This is a genomic window from Mycolicibacterium duvalii (genome assembly GCF_010726645.1).
GTDB lineage: Bacteria > Actinomycetota > Actinomycetes > Mycobacteriales > Mycobacteriaceae > Mycobacterium > Mycobacterium duvalii.
On the sequence record NZ_AP022563.1, the window covers coordinates 2,375,849 to 2,398,630 of the forward strand.

Below are 22,782 nucleotides of genomic sequence, written 5' to 3' on the forward strand. Positions count from 1 at the left end.
TGCTCCCTTGCACCCCGGTTTCAGAACTGGCTTCTTCAATTCCGAGAATGTCGTTACCATGCAGGCGAGCGAAAGTACAGCGCAGCCCGGGCGGAGGAATGTGAAGCGGCCAGAGATCGGCGTCTACGTCCCGCAGATGGGTTTCTCCTTCGAGGAGGTCGCGCACCGCGCGCAGCGGTGCGAGGACCTCGGCATCGATTCGTTGTGGCTCTACGACCATCTCTACGGGCCCGGCATGCCCGACATTCCGTCGCTGGAAGCCTGGACGCTGGCCACCGCGCTGTTGAGCCGCACTCGGCGGCTTCGGGTGGGACACATGGTGTTGTGCAACCAGTTCCGCCATCCCGTCACGCTGGCGAAGATGGCCGCGACGCTGGATCAGATCTGCGGTGGGCGGCTGTCGCTGGGGCTGGGCAGTGGTTCGATCGCCGACGAGCACCAGCGGGCGGGCCTGCCGTGGGGCACGTTCGCGGAGCGCTCCGCCCAGCTCGCCGAGACGCTGCAGATCCTGCATCAGGCGTTCGCCGACGAGCACATCGACTTTCGCGGCGAGCACTTCACCGTCACCGACATGCCGGTCAAACCCGGACCGGTGCAGCGCCCGCGCCCGCCGATCGTGATCGGCGGGGCCGGCGAGAAGTTCACGCTGCCGCTGGTGGCGCGCTACGCCGACGTGTGGAATGTGCCGACCTATGCGCTGGGCGAGATCGAGCAGAAGATCGCCGCGCTGCGGTCCGCCTGCGAACAGATCGGCCGCGACCCGGACTCCATCGTGATGTCGATCGAGGCGGTCATGGCGCTCGCGCCCGACGATGCGGCCCTTCCGCAGGTGCGCAGCCTGGCCGAAAAGCGCTTTGGCGGACCGGGGTTCGGCCTGCACGACACCGAGCTGATCGGGACACCCGGCCAGGTGGCCGACCGGCTGGCCGGGCTGGTCGCAATGGGTTTCGCGCAGCTGGTGTTGTTCACCCACGATAGGGCCTCAGACCAAACCTTGGAGTTGCTGGCCGGTGAGGTCATCCCGCACCTCTAGGGGCGTTTCGGCGCCGCGTAGACGGGACGCCCCAGGCCCAGCGCATGCTGGGCGATCATGTTGCGGAACACTTCCAGGGTGCCGCCGTAGATGCCGGTGGGGCCGGCCAACCGGAACAGGTACTCGGCGCGCAACCCGTCCGGCACCGCCGCCGCCACGCCCCCGATATCCATCAGATCACCGGTGATGTCGCGCAGCGTCTGGGCGATCGCCACCCGGCCGAACATGCCCGGGCTGCTCAACGCCGCTTCCAGACGCGCGATGCCACGCCCCAGGCGATAGCCGACCGCGCCGTCGGCAAGGCGGCCATCCGATGGCACCTCCCCGGCGACCCGATCGATCTCCTCGGCGAGCAGCAGCGCGTGTTCGGTCATGGTGGCCAGCTTCTGCAGCCCGCCGTCGTCCCGCTCGACGGTGCCGTGTTCGACGTTGAGCGCCTCGCGCAGCACCGCCCAGCCGCCGTTGACCGGACCGATCCGGTAGCGGTCCTCGACGCGGACATCGCTGTAGTAGGTGATGTTGGTGCGGTCGCCGTCGACGGTGCGCAACGGCTGGATCTCCACCCCGGGCGCGTCGAGAGGCACCAGGAACATGGTCAGGCTCTGGTGCTTGTGCGCCTGCGGATCGGTGTTGGTGATCAGGAACACGAAGTGGGCGTTGTGCGCATTCGACGTGAACATCTTCGCGCCGTTGATGATCCAGCCCGATCCGTCCCGGACGGCTCGAGTCCTGCAAGTGGCCACATCCGATCCGCCCTCGGGTTCGGTGTAGCCAAGACACAGCCGGTAGTGCCCGGACAGCACCCGGGGCAGGATCTCGTCCCTGAGGTCATCGGAGCCGAAGCGGTCGACCGCGCTGGCCACCATCGCGGTGGTGCCCCAGTGAAACCACGGCGTGTGCGCGCGCCCGATCTCGAGTTCGAAGATGCGGCGCTGGACCGGGGTGAACCCACCGTCGGACTCCGGGCGGAAATCCCGTTCCAGATACCCCGCGGCGCCCAGCGCCAGATGGACCTCCTCGGCGAAGTTCTCTCCGCTGCGCCGGTCCCTGGCGATGACGTCCTCGGTCACCACCGCGGCCAGGAACGCGCGCAGCTCCTGCGCAAAGACGCGATCCTGTTCTGCGAGCTCCACCGTCGCGAAGTTCATCTCGCGTCGCCCCTTCCCGCGCGGCCGTGACCTGCACCCCGAAGCGTGACACCACAAGCCGATTTTGTAAAGTGTGCGGACGGTCCGCGGCGGCGGTGGACCCTGGGGATCGGAGCATCGTGGGAATCGTGACGACGACATCGGAGACCGCGTTCACGCAGACGCCCGAACAGATCTACGACTTCGTGACCAACCCGGCCAACTGGCCCAAGACCTATCCGGGCAGCGCGCATGTCGGCAAGGTGCCCGACAAGATGCCGCTGGTGGTCGGTGACACCTGGACCGAGACCGGCCCGGACGGCAACCGCGTCTTCACCTGGCATCTCGCGATCGCGATGCGCCCGCGGCTGTGGGTGTTCAACTCGGTCGGCAACCTCGGGCATGACGCCGACGGCAGCGGTGGGATGCCGGGCCGGATCACCGTGAAATACGCGTTCACTCAGCCCGGGCAGGACGTGACGCTGTTCAGCCGGACGATGACCGTCGAGGCGTACCGGGAGTCACCGCTGCCCGACGGCTTCTTCCGGATCGTCAACCCGGCCAACATCGACGCGTACCACCGCGCCGTCGCCCGCGAGCTGGCGGCTCAGCCCGGCAGCAGCGCCTGACGCAGCACCGCGGCCTGCCACTCGAACAGCCGGGTGCTGACCTCCCAATCGGGCAGCAGCGAGTCGAATCCGTGACAGGTGCCGCCGAACACGTGCAGCTGCGTGGTCACGCCGGACTGCATCAGTCGCCGTGCGTAGTCGATCGCCTCGTCGCGCAACGGGTCGAGTTCCGAACAGGTGATCATCGTCGCCGGCAGAGCAGCGAGGTCGTCGGATCGCGCCGGGACCGACGCGCTGCCCGGGACGCGGTCGCCGAGATAGTGCAGCCACATCCAGCGCACGGCGTCGGCGTCGAACCCCGGCGTGGTGGTGAACTCGTGCTTCGACGGGGTGTCCCGGTCATCGAGCACCGGCTGGTGCAGCAGGGTGTACCCGACCGTCGGCAGCAGCCCGGCGGCGGACCGCTGCGCCAGCCCCGCCGCCAGCGCACCGCCCGCGCTGCTGCCGGCCACCGCGACCGCGGCGGCGTCGACTCCGAGCTCGAGCGCGCTGCCCACCACCCACTCGAGGATGAACGCGGCGTCGTCGATCGCCGCGGGGAACGGGTGCTCGGGCGCCAGCCGGTACTCCAGGGAGAACACGGTGACCCGTGCGCGCCGGGCCAGCTCGACGCACTGGCGATGGTCGGTGTCGAGGTTGCCGAGCACGAAAGCGCCCGAGTGGCAGTAGATCACGGCCGGGGAGGGTGGTGGCCCGCCGCGGTAGATCCGAACCGCGATGCGGTGGCCGTGCGGGGCGAGGATCTCACGTTGTTCGACCTCGATGCCGACGGTGTCGGTGCTGATTGCGGCTTCGGCGCGGCGCTGATTCAAGCTGTCGCGCACCGCGCCGAGCACCGGCGGCGACAGGTCGGTGCGGGCCGCGGCCAAGTGCCGCAGTGCCGGGTCCAGTCGTTCGACGGAATCGCGCGTCATGGCTGCCTCACCGCCGCGCCGCGCCTTGGACGCCCACTTCGATGACCGGGCGGGTCGGGGGTGGCGCGAAGGTGTAGTCGCCGGGGCGGAAGAACCGTGTTCTGGTCCAGAAATCCCGCGCGCTGCGCGGCCACTGGGTGACCACTCGGCCGTTGGCGGCGCGGAAGTAATTGCTGCAGCGGGTCAGCCACACGGTGCCCTGCATCCACCGGTCGATCTTGTCGAGGTAGCGGGTGGTCACCTCCGGGCGTACCTCGATGTAGGTTCTGTTCCTGCGCCGTAGGTGTTTGAGCGCCCGCACGATGTAGTGCGCCTGGGCCTCGAGAATGAAGATCACGCTGTTGGAGCCGACATTGGTGTTCGGCCCGTAGAGCATGAAGAAGTTCGGGTATCCCGGCACGGTCATGCCGAGGTAGGCGAACGCGCCGTCCTGCCAGGTGGTTCGCAGCGACGCACCCCCGGCGCCGACGACGTCTATCTGGCCCAGGTAGTCGGCGGCGGCGTACCCGGTCGCACACAGCACCACGTCCACGTCGAGCTCGGTGCCGTCCTCGGTGACCAGCGATCGTGACCTCAGTGCCCTTGCGGCGCTGGAGATCACCTCCACGTGGGGCGCGGCCAACGTCTGCAGGTAGTCGGTGGCGAAGACCAGGCGCTTGCATCCCAACGGGTGGTCCGGGGTGAGCCGCTGCCGCAAGCCCTCGTCCGGGATCGCCCTGTCCAGCGCGTTGAGCGCGATGTTGCGGAACTCCTGGGTTTTGTCGCTGCCGTTCTCGATCACCGAGATGTTGGATTCGCTGCGCAGCCACAGCCGGGTCCGGTAGAACTTCTTCGCCAGCGGCACGTGCGCGAACAGCCACTTCTCGCGCTCGGTGTAGGCCCGGTCGGGTTTGGGCAGCACCCAGGTCGGCGAGCGCTGCACCGAGTAGACCCGTTCGGCGAGTTTGGCCACCTCCGGTACCAATTGGGCGGCCGTGGATCCGGTGCCCAGCACCGCCACTCGCGCACCGCGCAGGTCGACCGAGTGATCCCAGCGCGCAGTGTGCATGATGGTGCCGGTGAACGGCTCTTCCTCGATCAGCCTCGGCATCACCGGTTGGGTGAACATGCCGACGGCCGACACCACCACGTCGAAGGTGTAGCGCCGGCCGTCTCTGGTGTTCAGCTGCCAGGTCCGGCCGGCCTCGTCCCACTGCGCCGACACGATCTCGGTGTCGAGCACAAGATGGGAGCCCAGCCGGTACCGCTGCGCGCACCGCTCGAAGTAGTCGAGGATCTCCCGCTGGCCCGACCACAGACGCGACCATCCGGGGTTGAGGTCGAAAGAGTAAGAGTAGAGATGGGATTTCACATCGCAGGCCAACCCCGGGTAGGTGTTGATCCGCCATGTGCCACCGACGCCGTCTTCCCGGTCGAAGATCGTGAAGTCGTCGAATCCCGCCTTGCGCAAGAAGATCCCCAGCGCCAGGCCGCCCGGCCCGGCGCCGATGATACCGACTGAAAGCCCTTTCGCCATAGGAATTCTCATCCAATCTGCAGCGACTGCCCACCGTCGACGATGAGCTCGGAACCGGTGATGAACGACGCCTGATCGGAGACCAGGAACGCGACGGCGTCGGCGATCTCGTTCGCCGTGCCGATGCGACCGAGCAACGCGTGCCGAGCCAGCCTGCTCTGGGTCGCCGGATCGAGCATCGGCGTCTCTACCGGGCCGGGTAGCACGGCGTTGACCCGGATCCCATCGGCCGCGAGTTCGGCCGCCGCCACCTGGGTGAGGCCGCGCAGCGCCCATTTCGAGGATCCGTAGGCACTGTGGTTCGGGAACGGACGCAGAGCGCCGGTGCTGCAGGTGTTCACGATCGACGCCCCGTCGGTGTGGCGCAACTGGGGCAACACGGCCTGGATCCCGAGGAACGGTCCGAGACAGTTGACCCGCCAGCTTCCTTCGAATCCGGCGGCGGTCTCGTCGGCCAGCGACGCCCTGTGCAGCACGCCGGCGTTGTTGACCAGCGCCGAGAGCCCGCCGAACGTCTCGACGACGGCGGCGACCGCGGACTGCCACTGCGGAGCCGAGGTCACGTCGAGCGGGATGCCCACGACCGACGAAGATTTCAGCCGGCGCACCGTCGCGGTCAACTCATCGGCCAGCACGTCACACGCCGCGACCCGGAAACCGTCGGCGAGCAGCCGTTCGGCGATCGCCGCACCTTGTCCGCGGGCAGCGCCGGTGACCAGCGCGACGCGCCCGGCGGCCGTCACCGATACCCCTTCGGCGAACCGGCATCCGGCCGCGACGTGTCGCCGCGGGCCTCGTCGAGGTGTGCGGTGATGCCCCGGCGCAGCGCCTGCGATTCCGACGCCAGGGTCACCATGTGAAAGCCTGCTTGCGCCATCATGTTCCCCGCTCCGCCGGCGCCGGCGTGGATGCCGGCGACCAATCCGGCCGCCGTTGCGCGCCCGGCCACGTCGACGATGGCGTCCCGGATCTGCGGTTGAGACAACGCGCCGACAGGTGGGTGCCCCATCGAGATCGCCAGATCGGCGGGCCCGACGTAGATGCCCGTCAGTCCCGGCACCGCGCAGATGTCGTCGATCGCCGCGAGCCCCGCCGCGGTCTCCACCATCGCGAACACCGACACCCGGGATGCCAGCTCACCGGGGTCTAGCCCGAGATCGGCACGCAGCGGCCCGAAGCTGCGCACACCGGCGGGTGGATAGACCGTCGCCGCCACCGCGGCCGCGGCCTGCTCGGCGGATTCCACCATCGCGATGATCACGCCGTCGGCCCCCGCGTCCAGCACCCTGCCGATCGGCGCCGCGTCGGCGCCGGGCAGCCGCACCACCGTCGCGATCGGTACCCGCTCGAGCCGTCGCAGCATCCGCGCCACGTCGGCGTCGCTGAGATAACCATGCTGAACGTCGAATCCGACGTAGTCGTAGCCGGCGGCCGCGAACTCCTCTGGGGCGGTCTCGGTCGGCCCGACGACCCACCCACCCCACACCTGCTCCCGGGTTCGCAACGCGTGCTGCAGCCTGCTGGTCGCGGCCATCAGGGCATGATCGCGATCTTGATGCGGTCCGGCACCGGCCGGCCGGCCAGTTCGAAAGCCTGCTGTACCTGCGAGACCGGGAACGTGTGGGTCAGGTAACGGTCCAGCAACCCCGGGTGAGCGCGGGCGAATTCGTCGGCGGCGGCGAGCATCCTGCGCCGTTGCAGGGTGACGCCGGCTTTGAGGGTCAGGTTGTTCCGCAGGATGGTGCGCATGCTGATCGGGTAGGTGTCGTCGTCGGGGACACCGAAGTAGAACACGGTGCCGCCGAACGCGGCGGCCTCGATCGCGTGGGCGAGCGTGGCGACCTGGTGACCGACGGCCTCGATGACCACGTCGGGGCGTTCATCACGACTCAGGTGGCCCACCCAGCGGTCGCTGGTGGAGCGCACCACGGTGTCGACACCGAACACGGGACCGATCGCGGTCCGGTCGACGGGGTCGACGCCGGTGACGTGCGCGGCGCCGCAAGCCTTGGCGACGTAGCTGAACAGCAATCCGATCGAGCCCTGACCGATCACCGCGACGTGCCGACCGGTCAGCTCCGGGAGTTGTTCGACGGCGTAGAGCACGCAGGCCAAGGGCTGCAGCCCGATCGCGCGGGCCGGGTCGAGCGCGGTGTCGTAGGGCGCCAAGCCGTCCCCGTCGGAGATCACCTGTTCCATCAGGCCGTCGAAACCCGACGCCCACCCGACCACGCGGTCGCCCGGCCGGTGTGCGGCGTGCCGGCTGGCGACGACCTCGCCGGCGACCTCATGGATGGGGAACCCGTCCTTGTCCGCCGCGCACGGACCGGTGTCGAAGGCGAGTTTGCCCTGGGTGCCGCGAAATGCCGGCAGGTCGCTGCCGCAGATGCCGGCCGCCAGGAATCGCAGCAGCACCTGCCCGTCGGTCAGCGCGTGCGGGTCCGGTGGCTCGACGATGGTTTCGGCGAAGGTGAACGGGGCGACGAGGCGGTAGGACCACACGTCAACCGACCTCCACCGGGATGCTGTTCCAGCCCCACTGGAAGCTCGACGGCGGCCGCTGGGCGCTGTCGGTGTGCACGGTGAATTCGTCGACGCGCTTGAGCCATTCGGTCACCATGACGGTGATCTCCAGCCGGGCCAGGTGTGCGCCGAGGCAGAAATGCTGGCCGCGGCCGAAGGCCAGCAGCCGTTCGATCGGGCGGTTCCAGACGAACTGTTCGGGGTCGCGGTACTCCCGCTCGTCGCGGTTCGCCGAGGCAAGGAGCGTGATGATGCGCTGGCCCGGCGTCATCGTGGTGCCGTGCAGCGTGAACGGCCGGCGCAGGGTGCGCGCGAACCACTGTGCCGGTGCGCAGAACCGGATCATCTCCTCGCGGGCGACTGCGACGTTGGCGTCGAGGTCGGAACGCACCGCGGCCAGTTGATCAGGCCGGGAGAACAGCTCCCACAGGCCGTGCGCGACGATCTTCGGCACCGTCTCCGTGCCGCCGATGAACACGCCGAGCATCTGCACCGCGGCTTCGGTGTCGGAGAACGCCGAACCGTCAGGCAGCCGGTAGGACAGCAGGTTGTCGACAATGGGCACCGGCGCGTCGTCGCCGCTGCGCCGGCGCGCCACGACCGGCGTGAGGTACTCCAGGTAACCGGGTCGGGCGTTGGCCACCTCGACACCGCTGCCGGGCTGCGCGAGACTGCCCGCGTTGACGGTCGCCAGCACCTCGGCAGCCAGATCACTTGGCAGACCGACCAGTTCGCAGACCACCGACGCCGCGACGATACCGCCGTAGTCCTGGGTCAGGTCGAATCGGCCCCGGGCCAGCAGTTCGTCGAGGCGCTCGTTGGCGAGCACCCGGATCCGCTCGGTGAGTCGGGCGATGTTCCTGGGGCGGAACGGCGTCGCGGTGCACCGCCGCACCTCTTCGTAGAGCGGGGAATCGAAGTTGGCGTGAAATGCCATCGGGTGCAGCGGCGGGTCGGGCACCGGACCGTCGTTGCGTTCGGCGAGCACCGCCGCCGACGGCAGCGTGCCCTCCGATGCCACGAACGTTCCGTCGTTGATCTCCAACACCTTCCAGATGTCGTCGAAGCGCGACAGCGCGTAGGTGTCCCACCGGGGTACGTAGTAGACCGGGTGGTGGTCGCGCAGCACGCGGTAGAACGGGAACGGGTCGGCCATCACCGCCGGATCGAACGGGTCGTAGGTGAAGGGCTCTGTCACGGTCATCGCAGCGTCCCGGTCACCGTAGCGGCGACGGCGGCAGCGCGGCCAGGATGGAGTCCTCCCACCCGTCGCGCAGCGCCGGGGCCACGCTCATCCAGGTGACGATCTCCGCGGGCGGGTGTTCTTTCCACGACGGATAGTGGTTTTCGAAGCAGTCCCAGTCCCCCTCCAGAGCCCAGTAGTGGATCACCTCGTTGAACCGGAAGGTGGTGATGAACGAACCGAGCCAGCGCTTCCCGGTCGATTCCGACCAGGGCACGTAGAGCCGTTCGAGCTCACGGATGTAGTCGTCCTGGCGGCCGGGCTTGGTCTGCATGACCTCCTGGATCACCAGGCCGGCCCGGAAATCCTCGTCCCGCAGTTGCGCCAGTGTCCGGTTGCTGCGGCCGGCGTACATGATGCGGCCTTCGCCGCGTGCGCCGGCGCCGCGCAGGTAGGTCGCCCACTTCGCGGCGGCGGCCTCGTGACTGCCGCCGCCGGCCTGGGCGCGGCCGATGCGGGCATAGTCTGCGAAGGAGTCGAGTTCCCAGAGGACGGTGGCCTGCGGCCAGTGCCCGTTGTAGGTCGTGGTCTCCCAGATCGAGAACAACCGCGCCCCCAGCTCGGTCATCATCGGGTGATAGGTCGCGTCGAACTCGGCCACGAACTCGTCGCTGCGCGCCGAGCCGAGGTCGATGGTCTCGTGCAGGTACAGCAGGGTGTGGCTGTGATACTTCTTCATATTCATGTCCGAACCCCGATCCGGCGCGCGCGGCAGGTGGTTGACAGCTGCACCCAGGCAGCGTGACACTTGTCGCGTGATTTGTAAAGTGCGGGGACTTCTCGGGTTACGGGGCCGGCACCGGTGGCGTTGACCCCGCTGGCCGAGGGTTTCTGCTTCGGCGAGGGTCCGCGGTGGTTCGAGGACCTGGTCTGGTTCTCCGACATGCTCGGCGAAGCGGTGCACACGGTGACTCTTGCCGGGCACCTGAGCACCCTTGCGTTGCCCGGTCATTCGCCGTCAGGACTGGGCTTCTGCCCCGACGGTTCGCTTCTCATCGTGTCTACCGAACGGCGGCAGGTGCTGCGTTATGACGGTGAGTCCGTCGACGTCTACGCCGATCTGAGCGACCTCGTCCCGGCCTCCCTCGGCGACATGGTGATCGACCGCGGCGGCACCGCGTATGTCGGTGCTCAGGCCCGCGCAGCCGGCGTCCTCGTCCGGCTCGACCCGGGCGACGGCCACGCCGCCGCTGCCACGGTGGTCGCCGACGGTCTGGATTTCCCGAACGGGATGGCCCTGACCCCGGACGGGGCCACGTTGATCGTCGCCGAATCGGTCGGCCGCCGGTTGACGGCGTTCACCGTCGCGCCCGACCGAACACTATGTGACCGGCGCATTTTCGCCGACGGTCTGGAGGGCCCGCCCGACGGACTCTGCCTCGACGCCGCGGGCGGCGTGTGGACGGCGATGACCCTGGCACACCAGTTCCAGCGCATCGTCTCCGTCGCCGGTGCCGCCACGATCACCGATCGCATCGACATCGGTCAACGCGCCGCGATCGCCTGCGCTCTGGGCGGCCCGCAAGGACGCACGCTGTTCCTGGTGTCGGCCGCCGACGCCTATCCCGAGCGGCTCCGCGGTACCGCCCTGTCCCGCATCGACGCCACCACCGTCGACGTCCCCGCCGCCGAGCAGCCCTGAAAGGTCCCCATGTCGGATTCCTACTACGAACTCCTCGACGCCGACAGCGAGCACGGCGAACGGTTCCACGCCACCGACTTCGTGCGCAGCACCTGGTCGGCGGCGATCCAGCACGCCGCGCCGGTGTCGGCCCTGCTGGTGCGGGCGTTACAGCGCTGCGAGCCGCGGGACGACACCCGGCTGAGCCGGGTGCTGGTCGACCTGCTCGGGCCGGTGCCCGCCGACGGTGACCTGTGGGTGCGGGCCCGGCGGGAACGCTCGGGCAGGCAGATCGAGTTGTTCAGCGCCGAGATGGCCGCGCCGGGACCCGACGGTCGGCCACGCCCGGTGGCGCGGGCGAGCGGATGGCGGTTGCAGACCCTCGACACCGCGGCGATCACCCACGCCTCGGCCGAGGCGCTGCGTCCGGTGGCCGAGGCGATAAGCCGTGACATGAAGAAGGACTGGGACCCCAACTACGTCCACAGTCTGGACTGGCGCTGGCTCACCGAACCGCTCGCATCCGGGGCCGGCGAGTCGTGGATCCGGCCCGAGGTGGATCTGGTCAAAGGTGAGGCGATGAACCCGCTGGAAAGGCTGTTCGCCGTGGCCGACGACGCCAACGGGATCGGCACCAAGCTCGATCCGCGCGAGTACACATTCCTCAACACCGATCTCGTGGTGCACATCCACCGGATGCCGGACGGCGAATGGGTCGGCATCCGCGCCGAGACCAACTACGGACCCGACGGGGTCGGCGCCACGATCGGCACGCTGTTCGACGAACGCGGCGCCGTCGGAGCCATTCAGCAGTCGGTTCTGGTTCGCCCACGGCCGCCGAAAGATCCTCCCGCGGAATAGCATTCCCGGTTGCGGAGCGCGCCTCGACCACAGCCGGGAACGCTATTCCGCCGCGCGGGTGGTGCGCGAGGCAGTTCAGTCGGTCAGCCGCAGCGCGGCGACCGGGCACTGGGTGACCGCCTGTTGCATCCGCGCCCGGTCCTGCTCGGGCCGTTCGGGTTGGTGGATCACCACGCTACCCTCGTCGAGCACCTCGAAAACCTCGTCGGCGATCGTCTCGCAGATGCCGTGTCCGGTACATCTGCCCAGATCCACTGACACTCTCATGGGGCCCTCCGATCGACGCCGAATAGCGTGACATTTCACCGATATTTTGTAAAGTAGGTCCATGCCGCAATCGTCGGGTGCCGTTCCCGGGCCGCCCGATGCCGACAGCCCGGACAATCCCACCCGGGCGCGGATTCTGGCGGCAACGGCAGAGGTGCTGGGCCGCAACGGAACCGCCAAGTTATCCCTGTCAGATGTCGCAGCCCAGGCCGGGGTGTCCAGGCCGACGCTGTACCGCTATTTCGCCGACAAGCGCGAGCTGCTCGACGCGTTCGTCGTGTGGGAGCGCCGACTCTACGAGCAGGCGGTCGCCGAGGCAACCAGCGGGCTGCCCGCCCACGAACGACTCGATGCCGCACTGCGCATCATCGTGGAGTATCAACTGTCCTACCCCGGTCTGCGCATGGTCGACGTGGAGCCCGAGCAGGTCATCCGGCGATTGGCCCGGGTGCTCCCGCTGATGCGAGATCGTCTGCAGCGCTTGTGCACCGGCCCCGACGCCGCGTTGTCGGCGGCCACCGCGGTACGGGTGGCGATCTCGCAGTACCTGGTACGCAGTGACGACAGCGCCGACTTCCTGGCCCAGCTGCGACACGCCGCCGGCGTCAGGCACCCCTCCGGGTGATACTACGCCGAGCGGTTCGTGCGCTGAGCCAGTTCGGCGAGCACCTCTTCGGTGTGTTGCCCCAGCGTCGGTGCGACCGAGCCGATATGCACAGGCGTACCGTGGAAGTCGGCCGGCGAGGCCACCATCGGCACGCTGGAACCGTCGCCCTCGGGCACGTACACCACTCCTCCGGCCGCATGGAACTGCTCATCGGCGATCACGTCTTCGAGCGAGTTGATCGGCGACCAGAACAGATCTGGCTGGGCGGCGAAGGTTTCGGCCCACTCGTCGAGCGACTTGCCGGCGAAGATCGCGTCCAACTCGGCGATCAGCACCGCGGCGTTGGCCGCCCGCGCGCGGCCGGTGGCGAACCTCTCATCAGTGAGCCAGCTGAGTCGCTGCACCGCGGCACACAGTGCCGGCCAGTGCCGCTCCCCCTGTAGTCCGACGAGCCAGAACCGCCTCCCGTCTCCCGCGGTGTAGTTGTTCATGCACGGGTTGGCCATGGTCTCCCGTTGGCCGATCGCGATCGAATGCCCGGTCAGCAGAAAGGTGTTGAGGTCGAAGCTGACCGTGTAGGCGCCCTGGCGGTACAGCGAGGTGGTGACCAGTTGCCCGGTGCCGGTGCGTGCCCGCGCCACCAGCGCCGCACACACCGCACCGGCCAGCGTCATTCCGGCCATGTGGTCGCCCATGCCGCCGCGCTGGAACGGCGGCACATCGTCGGGCCGGGTGAGCAGGTGAGCCAGGCCCGAGCGAGCCCAGAACGCCGCCACGTCATAGGCGGGCCGGTCGGCATCGGGGCCCGTCGCGCCGTAGCCGGTGATCAAACCGTAGATCAACCGCGGGTTGGCCGCCGCGACCTTCTCGAAGTCCAAGCCGACGCGGCGCAGCGCACCCGCGCGGATGTTGGTCAGGAAGACGTCGGCCTCGGCGAGCAGATCGCGCGCGTGCTCCCGCCCCTCGTCGGTGGCCAGGTCCAGCACGATGCCCCGTTTGCCCCGGTTGTCCAATTCGAACGGCGGGTTCAACTCGCCGCTCGACTCGACCCCGCCGGCGGCAGATATGCCGAGCATGCGACCGAAGGTCCGCGCCGGATCACCGCCCGGCGGCTCGATCTTGACGACGTCGGCACCCCAGTCGGCGAGGATCCCAGCCGCCGCCGGGCCGGCGACCCACACACCCAGCTCGACGACACGGACGCCTTCCAATGGACCGGCCATTGCGATCACTCTCCTGCGCACTTTACAAAGTAACGGTACTTTGTAAGCCTGTTCTGGCTACCGGTCGAGCCTAGGAGGCAGGGGTGTCAGTTTTCGCCGATCGGATCGCACCCGCCTCGGGTCTGGTCTCCCATCTGGCCCGGGCCGCCCGCCGGATCGGTACGGACGCGTTGATCGGACGCGCGCGGTCGCTACCCCGCTCCGCCGCCGACCTCGACGCTGCGGCGCTGTCCGCGCTGACCGGGCGCGCGGTGAGTTCGGTGTCGGTGCTCGACGCCGATGCCGGCACGTCGTCGCGCGCCCGCCTGGAGCTCACCGGCCACGGTGTTCCTCCCACGGTCTTCGTCAAGACGGCGGCCGCGACGATGCCCATCCGCCTGATGGGCGAGCTGGGCAACCTCGCCGACACCGAGACGCGCTTCTATCAACAGCTTGCCCCCGCGCTGACCGACGTGCCGCGCGCCTATGGAGCCGGATTCGATTCCTGGACAGGGCGTTTCGTCATCGTGCTGGAGGATCTGGCGGCCACGCAGTGTGAGTTCCCGGACACGCTGCATCCGATCACCGTCGATCAGGCCGCGCAGGTCGTCGAGGTCCTGGCTGCGGTGCATGCCACGTTCTGGAACCGGCTGCCCGCGCGGCGCGGCAACGGACCGCTCGGTTGGCTCTACAGCGCGTCGGAGGACGACGTGTCGCTGCTCACCGCGCCGCTGCTGCGGTCGTCGACGCGGCGGCTGGCCGAACGCACGGACCTGCCGCTGGATCGTGGCCGGTTCATCAACGACCACTACCGCGCGGTGGCCGCACTGATCGACGCCCCACCGCACACCGTCATGCACGGCGACGCCCACCCGGGCAACCTCTACTTCCGCGACGGCCGGGCCGGGCTGTTGGACTGGCAGGCGGTGCGGCGCGGCCATCCCAGCCGGGAGCTGGCCTACACCCTGGTCACGAGCATGACGACGCAGGACCGGATCGCCGTGCAGCGCGATCTACTCGACGTGTACCGGCAGGCACTGGCCGCTGGTGGCGGGCCCGAGATCGCCCGCGACGAGTTGTGGGACCGCTACCGCAAGGGCGCGCTGTACCCGTACGTCGCGGCGCTGATCACCGCGGGCATGGGCGGGATGCAGGAAGAGACCATCGCGTTGAAAGGTCTGGACCGCGCGCTGGAGGCGCTCGCCGATCTCGAGACCGTGGCGCTGTTGGAGAAGGCGCTGTGACCGACTTCGCCCCGCGGGTCGCGGCCCGCGGGGGCTCGGACGCTCTACCATCGACACCGACCCGACAGCGAAGGCCGGCTCCGTGAACCAACCCGTATCCGATCGATCCGACACCACTGAGGACACCTCCACCCGGCATCGGATCCTGCAGGCGACGGCCGAGGTGCTCGCCCGCAGCGGCCAGACCAAACTCAGCCTCTCCGAGGTCGCCCTGCAAGCCGGCGTGTCCCGGCCGACGCTGTACCGCTGGTTCGCCGACAAACAGGCCCTACTCGAAGCGTTCGGCGTCTACGAGCGCGAAATGTTCCAGACCGGCATCGCGCGGGCCACCGCCGGGCTGCGCGGTTCGGAGCGCGTCGATGCCGCAATGCGGTTCATCGTCGCCTACCAGCAGTCCTACTCGGGCGTGCGTCTGGTCGACATCGAACCCGAGGTCGTCATCGCCCAGCTCTCCCGCATCATCCCCACCATGCGCGCGCAATTGGAGAAGCTGCTGCCCGGGCCCAACGGCGCGGTCAAGGCTGCCACCGCGATCCGCGTCGCGGTCTGCCACTACATCGTGCGCAGCGATGACGACGACCAATTCCTCGATCAGCTGCGCCACGCAGTCGGAATCAAGACAAGCTAACCGAAAACGCGTGACAGTCTGCTGAAAACTTGTAAAGCTAGGCAGCATGACGACTGCGCAGACAGATACGGGCGTGCTGGCCGGCGACGAGCGGATGCTGATCGACGGGGAATTGCAGACCACCGGCAGTGGCGCCACGTTCGACGTGATCCATCCGGCCAGCGAGCAGATCGCCGGACAGGCCACCGACGGCACCGTCGAGGACATGGGCCGGGCGGTGGCCGCGGCCCGGCGGGCGTTCGACGAAACCGACTGGTCGCGCGATCTGGAGTTCCGCCATCACTGCCTGACTCAATTGCACGAGGCGCTGGAGCGCAACAAGGAACGGCTGCGCCGCATCCTGATCACCGAGGTCGGCTGCCCGGTGTCGGTGACGGGCAGCCAGATCGAGAGCCCGATCGAGGAGGTCAAGCACTGGGCCGAACACGGCCGCAACTTCGACTATCTGGTCGACAACGGCGTGCACGACACACCACTGGGTCCGGCCCGCCGCAAGATCCACTACGAGGCGGTCGGCGTGGTCGGGGCGATCACGCCGTGGAACGTGCCGTTCTACCTCAACATCGCCGAGACGGTGCCCGCGCTGATGGCCGGCAACACCGTGGTTCTCAAGCCCGCACAGCTCACCCCGTGGTCGGGCAGCGAATACGGCCGCATCGTGGCCGAGGAGACCGACATCCCGGCCGGGGTGTTCAACGTGGTGGTCTCCAACGCCAATGAGGTCGGTGCGGCGCTGTCGGCGGACCCGAAGGTGGACATGATCACCTTCACCGGGTCCACGGCCACCGGCCGTGCGATCCTGGCCGCAGGCGCGCCGACGGTGAAGAAGACCCTGCTGGAGTTGGGTGGCAAGTCGGCCCACATCGTGCTCGACGACGCCGACTTCAGCGCCGCGCTCCCGATGGCGGCGATGATGGCCTGTGTGATGAGCGGGCAGTCCTGCATCCTGCCCAGCCGGATCCTGTTGCCGCGCAGCCGCTATGACGAGGGCATCGAAACGCTCAAGACGATGATGGAGAACTTCCCGGTCGGCGACCCGTGGACCCCGGGCAACATGCAGGGTCCGCAGATCAGCGAAGCCCAGCGCCAGAAGGTGCTCGGACTGATCAAGTCGGGTATCGATTCGGGCGCACGCCTGGTCACCGGAGGCGGGGTCCCGGAGAACCTGCCGGTCGGTTACTACACCCAGCCCACGCTGCTGGCCGATGTCGATCCGAATTCGCAGGTGGCTCAGGAAGAGATCTTCGGCCCGGTGCTCACCGTCACGCCGTACGACACCGACGACGAGGCCATCGCCATCGCCAACAACACCATCTACGGCCTCTCCGGTGAGGTGTCCAGCGCCGACGTCGACCGCGCGTTCGCGGTGGCCTGCCGGATGCGCACCGGCAACGTCACCATCAACGGCAAGAGCCACTTCGGCATCAACAGCCCGTTCGGCGGCACCAAACAGTCCGGTCTGGGCTACCGCAACGGTGAAGAGGGCTACAAGGAGTATCTGGAGGCCAAGACCATCGGCATGCCAGACCAGTGATGTCGCAGCGCGTCGGCGACCTTCTCGAGATCGAGAACCTGCTGACGCGGTACTGCCGCGCGGTCGATTCCCAGGACTGGGCGCTGTACCGGTCGATGTTCACCGCCGATGCGCGGGTGGACTATTCGGCGGCGGGTCTGTTCGTCGGCACCTGTGACGACGCGGTCGCCTACCTGACCCGGCATCAGAAGTCGATCACCGTGGGGATGCACTACCTCACCAACGTAGAGAGCCGGTTCGACGGCCAGACCGCCCATGTGGTGGCGATGTGGTTCAACGCCGTTGCGCTGCCTGGGAAGTCGGACATCAGCTTCTTCGGCGGGCGCTGGCACGACGAGATGACGCGGACCCCCGAAGGGTGGCGGATCCGCGACCTGCGACTGGAGGTGACGGGATGACCACTGCGGCACGGCTGACCGACGAGATGGAGATCCGGGCGCTGCTGAGCCGGTACGCCCGCGGCGTGGACACCAAGGACTGGGAGTTGTACCGGTCGGTGTTCACCGAGGACGCGGTGATCGACTACTCATCGGCCGGCATCCCGCCGGGATCGCGGGACGAGATCGTCGAGTTGTTCCGCGCGGCGTTCGAGCCGATTCCGTGGACGATGCACTACATCACCAACGTCGAGATCACCGACTTCAGCGCCGGCGCCGATGGCGAAACTGCCACGGTCCGCGCGATGTTCTACAACCCGATGCAGTTGCCCGGCATGGCCGAGCAGAGCACCTGCGGCGGCTACTACCACCACGACCTCGTCCGCACCCCCGAGGGTTGGCGCAGCAGGCACCTGCGTGAGGACAACGTGTGGTTCGTCAACAGACCGGGGGCGGCGGTCGGTCAGCTCTGAGCGGCCAACTGACCGCAGGCCGCGGCGATCTCCCGGCCGCGGGTGTCGCGCACCGTGCACGACACCCCCTTGGCCCGGACCCTGCGGACGAACTCGCGCTCCACCGGTTTGGGACTGGCGTCCCACTCGCTGCCCGGTGTGGGGTTCAGCGGGATCAAGTTGACGTGCACCAGCGGACCGAGTGTGGTGTGCAGCTTCTTGCCGAGCAGATCGGCTCGCCACGGCTGGTCGTTGACGTCGCGGATCAGCGCATACTCAATCGACACCCGGCGGCCGGTGACGTCGGCGTAATAGCGCGCGGCGTCGAGGACCTCGTCGACCCGCCAACGGTTGTTGACCGGAACCAGGGTGTCGCGCAGCTCGTCGTCGGGGGTGTGCAGCGACACCGCGAGGGTCACGTTGAGCTTCTCGTCGGCCAGCTTGCGGATCGCCGGTGCCAGACCCACGGTCGACACGGTCACCGCACGCGCGGAGATGCCGAATCCGTCCGGCGCGGCGGCGGTGATTCTCCGCAGCGCCGCGACCACCCGGTTGTAGTTGGCCAGCGGCTCCCCCATGCCCATGAAGACGATGTTCGACAGCCGCGCCCCCTCGCGGGCGCGCAGTTCGGCGGCGGCTAAGCGGACCTGCTCGAGGATCTCAGCGGTCGACAGGTTGCGCTTCAGGCCGCCCTGGCCCGTCGCGCAGAACGGGCAGGCCATACCGCAACCGGCCTGTGACGAGATGCACACGGTGTTGCGGTCCGGGTAGCGCATCAGCACCGACTCGAAGGTGGTCTGGTCGACGGCTCGCCACAACACCTTGCGGGTCTGCCCCGCGTCGCATTCGATCTCGCGGTCGGGGCTCAGCAGCGCCGGGAACAGTGTGGCGCCGACGTGCGCGCGCACGGCGGCGGGCAGATCGGTCATCTGCTCCGGGTCGGCGATCAGCCGGCCGAAATATTGGTTGGCCAGCTGCTTGCCACGAAACGCCGGTAGCCCGAGCTCGGCCACGGCGGCGGCACGGTCGGCGTCGTCGAGGTCGGCGAAGTGCCGCGGCGGCAGAGCGCGGCGGGGGGCGTCGAAAACCAGAGGAAGTGGATTGGGCATGGCTGCCGTCCAGTATCCCCCGCCGGTGCCCACTCAGGCCAACAGCGTCAGCACGATCCAGGTCGCAACCGCCGACGGCAGCATGGCGTCGATGCGGTCCATCATGCCGCCGTGACCCGGCAGCAGGTTGCTCATGTCCTTGATGCCGAGGTCGCGTTTGAACTGCGATTCGACCAGGTCCCCCAGGGTGCCGGTGATCACCAGCATCAGGCCCAGCGCCACACCGGCCCACCACGGCTTGTCCAGCAGGAACACCACGGCCAGCACCGAGGCTGTCACTCCGAACACCAAGGAACCGGCCAGTCCCTCCCAGGACTTCTTCGGGCTGATCGCCGGGGCCATGGTGTGCTTGCCGAACAGCACGCCGGCGATGTAGCCACCGATGTCGGAGAACACCACCCCGAGCATCAGGGCGAACACCCGGTTGGCGCCGTCGTCGGGGTAGACGAGCAACGCGCCGAAGCTGGCGAACAGCGGCACCCAGGTGGCGAGGAACACCGTGGCGCCGATGTCGCGGGAGTAGTTCTGCGGCGCGTGGTTGAGCCCCTGGCCGACCAGGCGCCAGATCATGCAGACCACGACCGTGGCGGCGAACCCGCCCAGCGCGCCGGCGGGGCCGAATGGCCAGGTCAGCCATAGGGTCGCTTGACCGCCGACGAGCAACGGCACCATCGGGACCCGGTAGCCGGCCTCCCCTAGGCGGCTACCGACCTCGTAGGTGCTGATGGCCACCGCGGCCGCCACGAGCGCGAGCCACAGGTACGGCGCGAAGAGCAGAATCGCGATCAGACCGCCGCCGAGCACGACGCCGACGGCGATCGCCGCGGGCAGGTTGCGCCCGGCGCGCCCCGAAGTCTTAGGGGGGTTCGTCGGCGGTTCGTTGGCCGGCTGGTTCATCAGCGCTTCACGAGGGCATCAGGAGGGCTCAGTCATCAGGAAATCGGTCACTGTGGGGTTCAGACCTCCAGCAACTCGCCTTCCTTGTGCTTGACCAGCTCGTCGATCTGGGCCGTGTACTGGTGCGTGGTCTTGTCGAGGTCCTTCTCGGCGCGGGTGACCTCGTCTTCGCCGGCGTCCCCGTCCTTCTTGATCCGGGTCAGTTCCTCCATCGCCTTGCGGCGGATGTTGCGCACCGACACCTTCGCGTCCTCGCCCTTGGACTTGGCCTGCTTGACCAGTTCGCGGCGACGTTCCTCGGTCAACTGCGGGATCGCGACCCGGATCACGTTGCCGTCGTTGCTGGGGTTCACGCCCAGATCGGAGTTGCGGATCGCATCCTCGATGCTGCGCAGTTGGTTGGCTTCGTAGGGCTTGATGACGACCAGCCGGGCTTCAGGCACGTTGATGCTCGACAGCTGCGTGATCGGGGTGGCCGCGCCGTAGTAGTCCACGTGGATGCGGTTGAACATGGCGGGGTTGGCGCGTCCGGTGCGGATCGACGCGAGGTCGTCCCGCGCCACCGACACGGCCTTCTCCATCTTCTCCTCGGCGTCGAAGAGGGTTTCCTCGATCACTGTCGTTTCTCCCGTCGCTGTCTCGCCCGGCGCCACCCGTCAGGTGGTGACCAGTGTGCCGATCTTCTCACCCGCGACGGCGCGCGCGATGTTGCCGTCGACGAGCAGGTTGAACACCAGGATCGGCATGCCATTGTCCATGCACAGGCTGAACGCGGTCGCATCGGCGACCTTGAGACCGCGGTCGATGACCTCGCGGTGGCTGATAGCGATGAGCAGTTCCGCATCGGCATGCACGCGAGGATCCTTGGTGAACACCCCGTCGACGGCCTTGGCCATCAACACCACGTCGGCGCCGATCTCCAGCGCGCGCTGGGCCGCGGTGGTGTCGGTGGAGAAGTACGGCAGTCCCATCCCGGCGCCGAAGATCACCACCCGGCCCTTCTCCAGATGCCGTTGCGCGCGCAACGGAATGTAGGGCTCGGCGACCTGGCCCATCGTGATGGCCGTCTGCACCCGGGTCTGAATGCCTTCCTTCTCCAAGAAGTCCTGCAGCGCAAGGCTGTTCATGACGGTGCCGAGCATGCCCATGTAGTCGCTGCGGGTACGCTCCATGCCCCTTTGCTGCAGCTGCGCGCCGCGGAAGAAGTTCCCGCCCCCAATGACGACGGCGACCTGCACGCCGCTGCGCACCACCTCGGCGATCTGGCGCGCGACTTGCGCCACCACGTCGGGATCGAGACCGACCGCGCCGCCCCCGAACATCTCGCCACCGAGCTTGAGCAGCACCCGCGTGTAGGCGGGCCGGATCGGTGACGACGATCCTGCACCGTGGGGGCTGGCGTCCTCCGACATCCGACTCCTTCGCGGTCCTGGCGTGTGCACCGTCCCCGCTGCCGCAGACGGGCCCTCTCATCCTGCCTCATCGTGGCCGCGACACGGCGCCGGGGTCGCCAGCGCGTCACGCGGTTGGCCGGCGTCGGCGACCCGGTCAGTCTGCGACCGTGGGCCAGGGCCGCGCGTCCTCGAGTTCGTAGGCCAGTTCCAGGAGCTGGGCGTCGTGGCCGAGTTGCGCGGCGAACATCATTCCGACCGGCAGACCGGACTCGGACCGGGCCAGCGGAAGCGAAATGGCCGGCTCCCCCGTCGCGTTCTGCAGCGGCGTGAACGCCACCCATTCGGTGAGCCGGTCCATCACCTGCTCGAACGGCGCGGTCGGATCGAGGTGGCCGATGGGCGGGGTGACGTCGGCCAGCGTCGGGGTCAACACGACGTCGTGGTCGTCGTGCAGCCGGGAGGTGACACGGCGGACCCGTGCCAGCCGGGCGATGGCGGCCGGCAGCCGGTGCAGGTTGCGTGCCGCGTGGGACTCCAGGCCCCGGGTCAGGTTGTCCAGCCGCGCGGGGTCGAACGTCGGCCCGAAGGTGCGGCGCCCGCCGCGCACCAGTGCGAACGCCAGAAACGACCAGTAGAGCAGGAAATCGTCGACAAAGCGCTTCGGCACCGGGTTGTCGACCACGGTGACGCGGTGGCCGAGGTTCTCGAGGAGTTCGGCGACCTCCATGGTCAACCGGCTGACTTCTGGGCCGGCTTCGCGCTCGATTGATTTCGTGCACACCGCAATGCGCAACCGCCGCGGGTTGGCACCGGTGACGTCGCCGATCGGCGGCAGCTTCGGGTGGGCGGTCACCTTCTCCATCTCGCGGTAGAACGCCGCGGTGTCGCGCACCGAGCGCGTCACCACCCCGTTGTGCACGATGCGCAGCGGCATCTGCCGCATGTCCTTGTCCAGCGGCAACCGGCCTCGCGACGGTTTCAGACCCACCAGACCGTTGCACGCTGCGGGTATCCGGATGGAACCGCCGCCGTCGTTGGCGTGCGCGATCGGCACCACCCCAGCGGCGACGAAGGCACCCGATCCCGACGACGACGCCCCTGCAGTGTGCTCGGGGTTCCACGGGTTGCGCACCGGACCCAGCCGCGGGTGTTCAGCCGAGGCGCTGAATCCGAACTCCGAGAGCGCGGTCTTACCCAACGGCACGAGTCCGGTTGCCAGATAGGAGCGCGCGAAATCACCGTGGGACGCGACCGGGCGGGGGTGCCAGGCGTCGGTGCCACTCATGGTCGGCATCCCGGCAACGGCGACGTTGTCCTTGAGGAACGACGGCACGCCGTCGAAGAATCCGCCGAATCGGCTCCGCTGCGCGGCACGGGCCCGGGCGCGCTCGAACGCCTCGAAGGCCAGGCCGTTCAGGGCGGGGTTCACCGCCTCGGCTCGTGCGATGGCAGCCTCGATCAGCTCGGCCGGCGACACGTCGCCCGCCCGTAACGCCTGCGCCAGTCCCACCGCGTCGAGGTCACCCAGCGCGTCGTCGCGGAACGCCGAAATCCGGTCCATGCGCCGACGGTACCAAAGCGTACCGCCGTCGACGCGGGGTTGC

The 22,782-nt window shown here is 68.5% G+C and carries 25 protein-coding genes; 10 read left to right on the top strand and 15 right to left on the bottom strand.

Translation table 11 applies throughout. The features are described 5' to 3' along the window. The first annotated feature begins 100 nt into the window (after window positions 1–100). On the top strand, window positions 101–1,033 hold the full coding sequence (locus G6N31_RS11185) for an LLM class flavin-dependent oxidoreductase (RefSeq protein ID WP_098002005.1): 933 nt from the start codon (window positions 101–103) through the stop codon (window positions 1,031–1,033). Here the strand turns inward: G6N31_RS11185 and G6N31_RS11190 are convergent. Then, the gene (locus G6N31_RS11190; protein WP_098002006.1) at window positions 1,030–2,181 is read right to left on the bottom strand and encodes an acyl-CoA dehydrogenase family protein; all 1,152 of its coding nucleotides are present in this window, start codon (window positions 2,179–2,181) and stop codon (window positions 1,030–1,032) included. The two genes, G6N31_RS11185 and G6N31_RS11190, sit on opposite strands and share 4 nt — an antisense overlap. A gap of 119 nt (window positions 2,182–2,300) precedes the next feature. On the opposite strand from G6N31_RS11190, the gene G6N31_RS11195 reads away from it, so the two are divergent. Beyond that, on the top strand, window positions 2,301–2,789 hold the full coding sequence (locus G6N31_RS11195) for an SRPBCC family protein (protein WP_098002060.1): 489 nt from the start codon (window positions 2,301–2,303) through the stop codon (window positions 2,787–2,789). Here G6N31_RS11195 and G6N31_RS11200 read toward each other — a convergent pair. The 7 genes from G6N31_RS11200 to G6N31_RS11230 are packed head-to-tail and all read right to left on the bottom strand — an operon-like array spanning window position 2,768 to window position 9,664. Next, window positions 2,768–3,703 (bottom strand): alpha/beta hydrolase, encoded by a 936-nt coding sequence (locus G6N31_RS11200; RefSeq protein WP_098002007.1) that lies wholly within the window; start codon window positions 3,701–3,703, stop codon window positions 2,768–2,770. The genes G6N31_RS11195 and G6N31_RS11200 overlap by 22 nt on opposite strands. Before the next feature lie 7 nt (window positions 3,704–3,710). Continuing rightward, the gene (locus tag G6N31_RS11205) at window positions 3,711–5,219 is read right to left on the bottom strand and encodes a flavin-containing monooxygenase (RefSeq protein ID WP_098002008.1); all 1,509 of its coding nucleotides are present in this window, start codon (window positions 5,217–5,219) and stop codon (window positions 3,711–3,713) included. A gap of 8 nt (window positions 5,220–5,227) precedes the next feature. Continuing rightward, entirely contained in the window at window positions 5,228–5,962 is a 735-nt protein-coding gene (locus tag G6N31_RS11210; protein WP_098002009.1) for an SDR family NAD(P)-dependent oxidoreductase, read from the bottom strand. Beyond that, a complete protein-coding gene (locus tag G6N31_RS11215; protein WP_098002010.1) occupies window positions 5,959–6,753 on the bottom strand; it encodes an HpcH/HpaI aldolase family protein in 795 nt (264 codons plus the stop codon). Before G6N31_RS11215 ends, G6N31_RS11210 begins: the two co-directional genes overlap by 4 nt. Further along, on the bottom strand, window positions 6,753–7,721 hold the full coding sequence (locus G6N31_RS11220) for a zinc-binding dehydrogenase (protein WP_098002011.1): 969 nt from the start codon (window positions 7,719–7,721) through the stop codon (window positions 6,753–6,755). The genes G6N31_RS11215 and G6N31_RS11220 overlap by 1 nt, the downstream gene beginning before the upstream one ends. A 1-nt stretch (window position 7,722) precedes the next feature. Then, complete coding sequence (locus G6N31_RS11225) at window positions 7,723–8,946, bottom strand: cytochrome P450 (protein ID WP_098002012.1); 1,224 nt, start codon at window positions 8,944–8,946, stop codon at window positions 7,723–7,725. Between the two features lie 13 nt (window positions 8,947–8,959). Next, complete coding sequence (locus G6N31_RS11230; RefSeq protein WP_098002013.1) at window positions 8,960–9,664, bottom strand: NIPSNAP family protein; 705 nt, start codon at window positions 9,662–9,664, stop codon at window positions 8,960–8,962. A gap of 123 nt (window positions 9,665–9,787) precedes the next feature. Here G6N31_RS11230 and G6N31_RS11235 point away from each other — a divergent pair, with 123 nt between their 5' ends. Both G6N31_RS11235 and G6N31_RS11240 read left to right on the top strand, forming a co-directional pair. Next, a complete protein-coding gene (locus G6N31_RS11235; RefSeq protein ID WP_098002014.1) occupies window positions 9,788–10,627 on the top strand; it encodes an SMP-30/gluconolactonase/LRE family protein in 840 nt (279 codons plus the stop codon). A 9-nt stretch (window positions 10,628–10,636) separates the two neighbouring features. Then, a complete protein-coding gene (locus G6N31_RS11240; protein WP_098002015.1) occupies window positions 10,637–11,467 on the top strand; it encodes a thioesterase family protein in 831 nt (276 codons plus the stop codon). Window positions 11,468–11,542: 75 nt separating this feature from the next. Here G6N31_RS11240 and G6N31_RS11245 read toward each other — a convergent pair whose 3' ends face one another. Then, window positions 11,543–11,734: a ferredoxin gene (locus G6N31_RS11245; RefSeq protein WP_098002016.1), complete on the bottom strand. Its 192-nt coding sequence runs from the start codon at window positions 11,732–11,734 to the stop codon at window positions 11,543–11,545. Between the two features lie 61 nt (window positions 11,735–11,795). Between G6N31_RS11245 and G6N31_RS11250 the strand changes: the two genes are divergently transcribed. Then, a complete protein-coding gene (locus G6N31_RS11250; protein WP_098002017.1) occupies window positions 11,796–12,359 on the top strand; it encodes a TetR/AcrR family transcriptional regulator in 564 nt (187 codons plus the stop codon). Window positions 12,360–12,361: 2 nt separating this feature from the next. Here the strand turns inward: G6N31_RS11250 and G6N31_RS11255 are convergent, their stop codons facing one another. Further along, window positions 12,362–13,564 carry a CaiB/BaiF CoA transferase family protein gene (locus tag G6N31_RS11255; RefSeq protein WP_098002018.1) on the bottom strand — a complete coding sequence of 401 codons (1,203 nt, stop codon included), beginning with the start codon at window positions 13,562–13,564 and terminating at the stop codon, window positions 12,362–12,364. Window positions 13,565–13,647: 83 nt separating this feature from the next. On the opposite strand from G6N31_RS11255, the gene G6N31_RS11260 reads away from it, so the two are divergent. The 5 genes from G6N31_RS11260 to G6N31_RS11280 all read left to right on the top strand — a co-directional run bounded on the left by G6N31_RS11260 (window position 13,648) and on the right by G6N31_RS11280 (window position 17,799). Continuing rightward, window positions 13,648–14,787, top strand: coding sequence for a phosphotransferase (locus G6N31_RS11260; protein WP_098002019.1), 1,140 nt, complete (start codon window positions 13,648–13,650; stop codon window positions 14,785–14,787). Window positions 14,788–14,869: 82 nt separating this feature from the next. Further along, the gene (locus G6N31_RS11265; RefSeq protein WP_098002020.1) at window positions 14,870–15,415 is read left to right on the top strand and encodes a TetR/AcrR family transcriptional regulator; all 546 of its coding nucleotides are present in this window, start codon (window positions 14,870–14,872) and stop codon (window positions 15,413–15,415) included. 46 nt (window positions 15,416–15,461) lie between these two features. After that, entirely contained in the window at window positions 15,462–16,949 is a 1,488-nt protein-coding gene (locus G6N31_RS11270) for an aldehyde dehydrogenase family protein (RefSeq protein ID WP_098002021.1), read from the top strand. Further along, window positions 16,949–17,347, top strand: a complete 399-nt coding sequence (locus tag G6N31_RS11275; protein ID WP_234815183.1) for a nuclear transport factor 2 family protein — start codon at window positions 16,949–16,951, stop codon at window positions 17,345–17,347. Before G6N31_RS11270 ends, G6N31_RS11275 begins: the two co-directional genes overlap by 1 nt. Then, window positions 17,344–17,799 (top strand): nuclear transport factor 2 family protein, encoded by a 456-nt coding sequence (locus tag G6N31_RS11280; protein ID WP_098002023.1) that lies wholly within the window; start codon window positions 17,344–17,346, stop codon window positions 17,797–17,799. Before G6N31_RS11275 ends, G6N31_RS11280 begins: the two co-directional genes overlap by 4 nt. Here G6N31_RS11280 and rlmN read toward each other — a convergent pair. The 5 genes from rlmN to G6N31_RS11305 form a co-directional block, all read right to left on the bottom strand. Next, window positions 17,790–18,887: a dual-specificity RNA methyltransferase RlmN gene (rlmN, locus tag G6N31_RS11285; protein ID WP_098002061.1), complete on the bottom strand. Its 1,098-nt coding sequence runs from the start codon at window positions 18,885–18,887 to the stop codon at window positions 17,790–17,792. The genes G6N31_RS11280 and rlmN overlap by 10 nt on opposite strands. A gap of 33 nt (window positions 18,888–18,920) precedes the next feature. Next, window positions 18,921–19,784 carry a phosphatidate cytidylyltransferase gene (locus tag G6N31_RS11290; protein ID WP_098002024.1) on the bottom strand — a complete coding sequence of 288 codons (864 nt, stop codon included), beginning with the start codon at window positions 19,782–19,784 and terminating at the stop codon, window positions 18,921–18,923. A 59-nt stretch (window positions 19,785–19,843) separates the two neighbouring features. Further along, window positions 19,844–20,401, bottom strand: a complete 558-nt coding sequence (gene frr / locus G6N31_RS11295; RefSeq protein ID WP_098002025.1) for a ribosome recycling factor — start codon at window positions 20,399–20,401, stop codon at window positions 19,844–19,846. A 39-nt stretch (window positions 20,402–20,440) separates the two neighbouring features. Continuing rightward, on the bottom strand, window positions 20,441–21,196 hold the full coding sequence (pyrH, locus tag G6N31_RS11300; RefSeq protein ID WP_098002026.1) for a UMP kinase: 756 nt from the start codon (window positions 21,194–21,196) through the stop codon (window positions 20,441–20,443). A 136-nt stretch (window positions 21,197–21,332) separates the two neighbouring features. Then, window positions 21,333–22,739, bottom strand: coding sequence for an amidase (locus tag G6N31_RS11305; RefSeq protein WP_098002027.1), 1,407 nt, complete (start codon window positions 22,737–22,739; stop codon window positions 21,333–21,335). Window positions 22,740–22,782 lie beyond the last annotated feature (43 nt).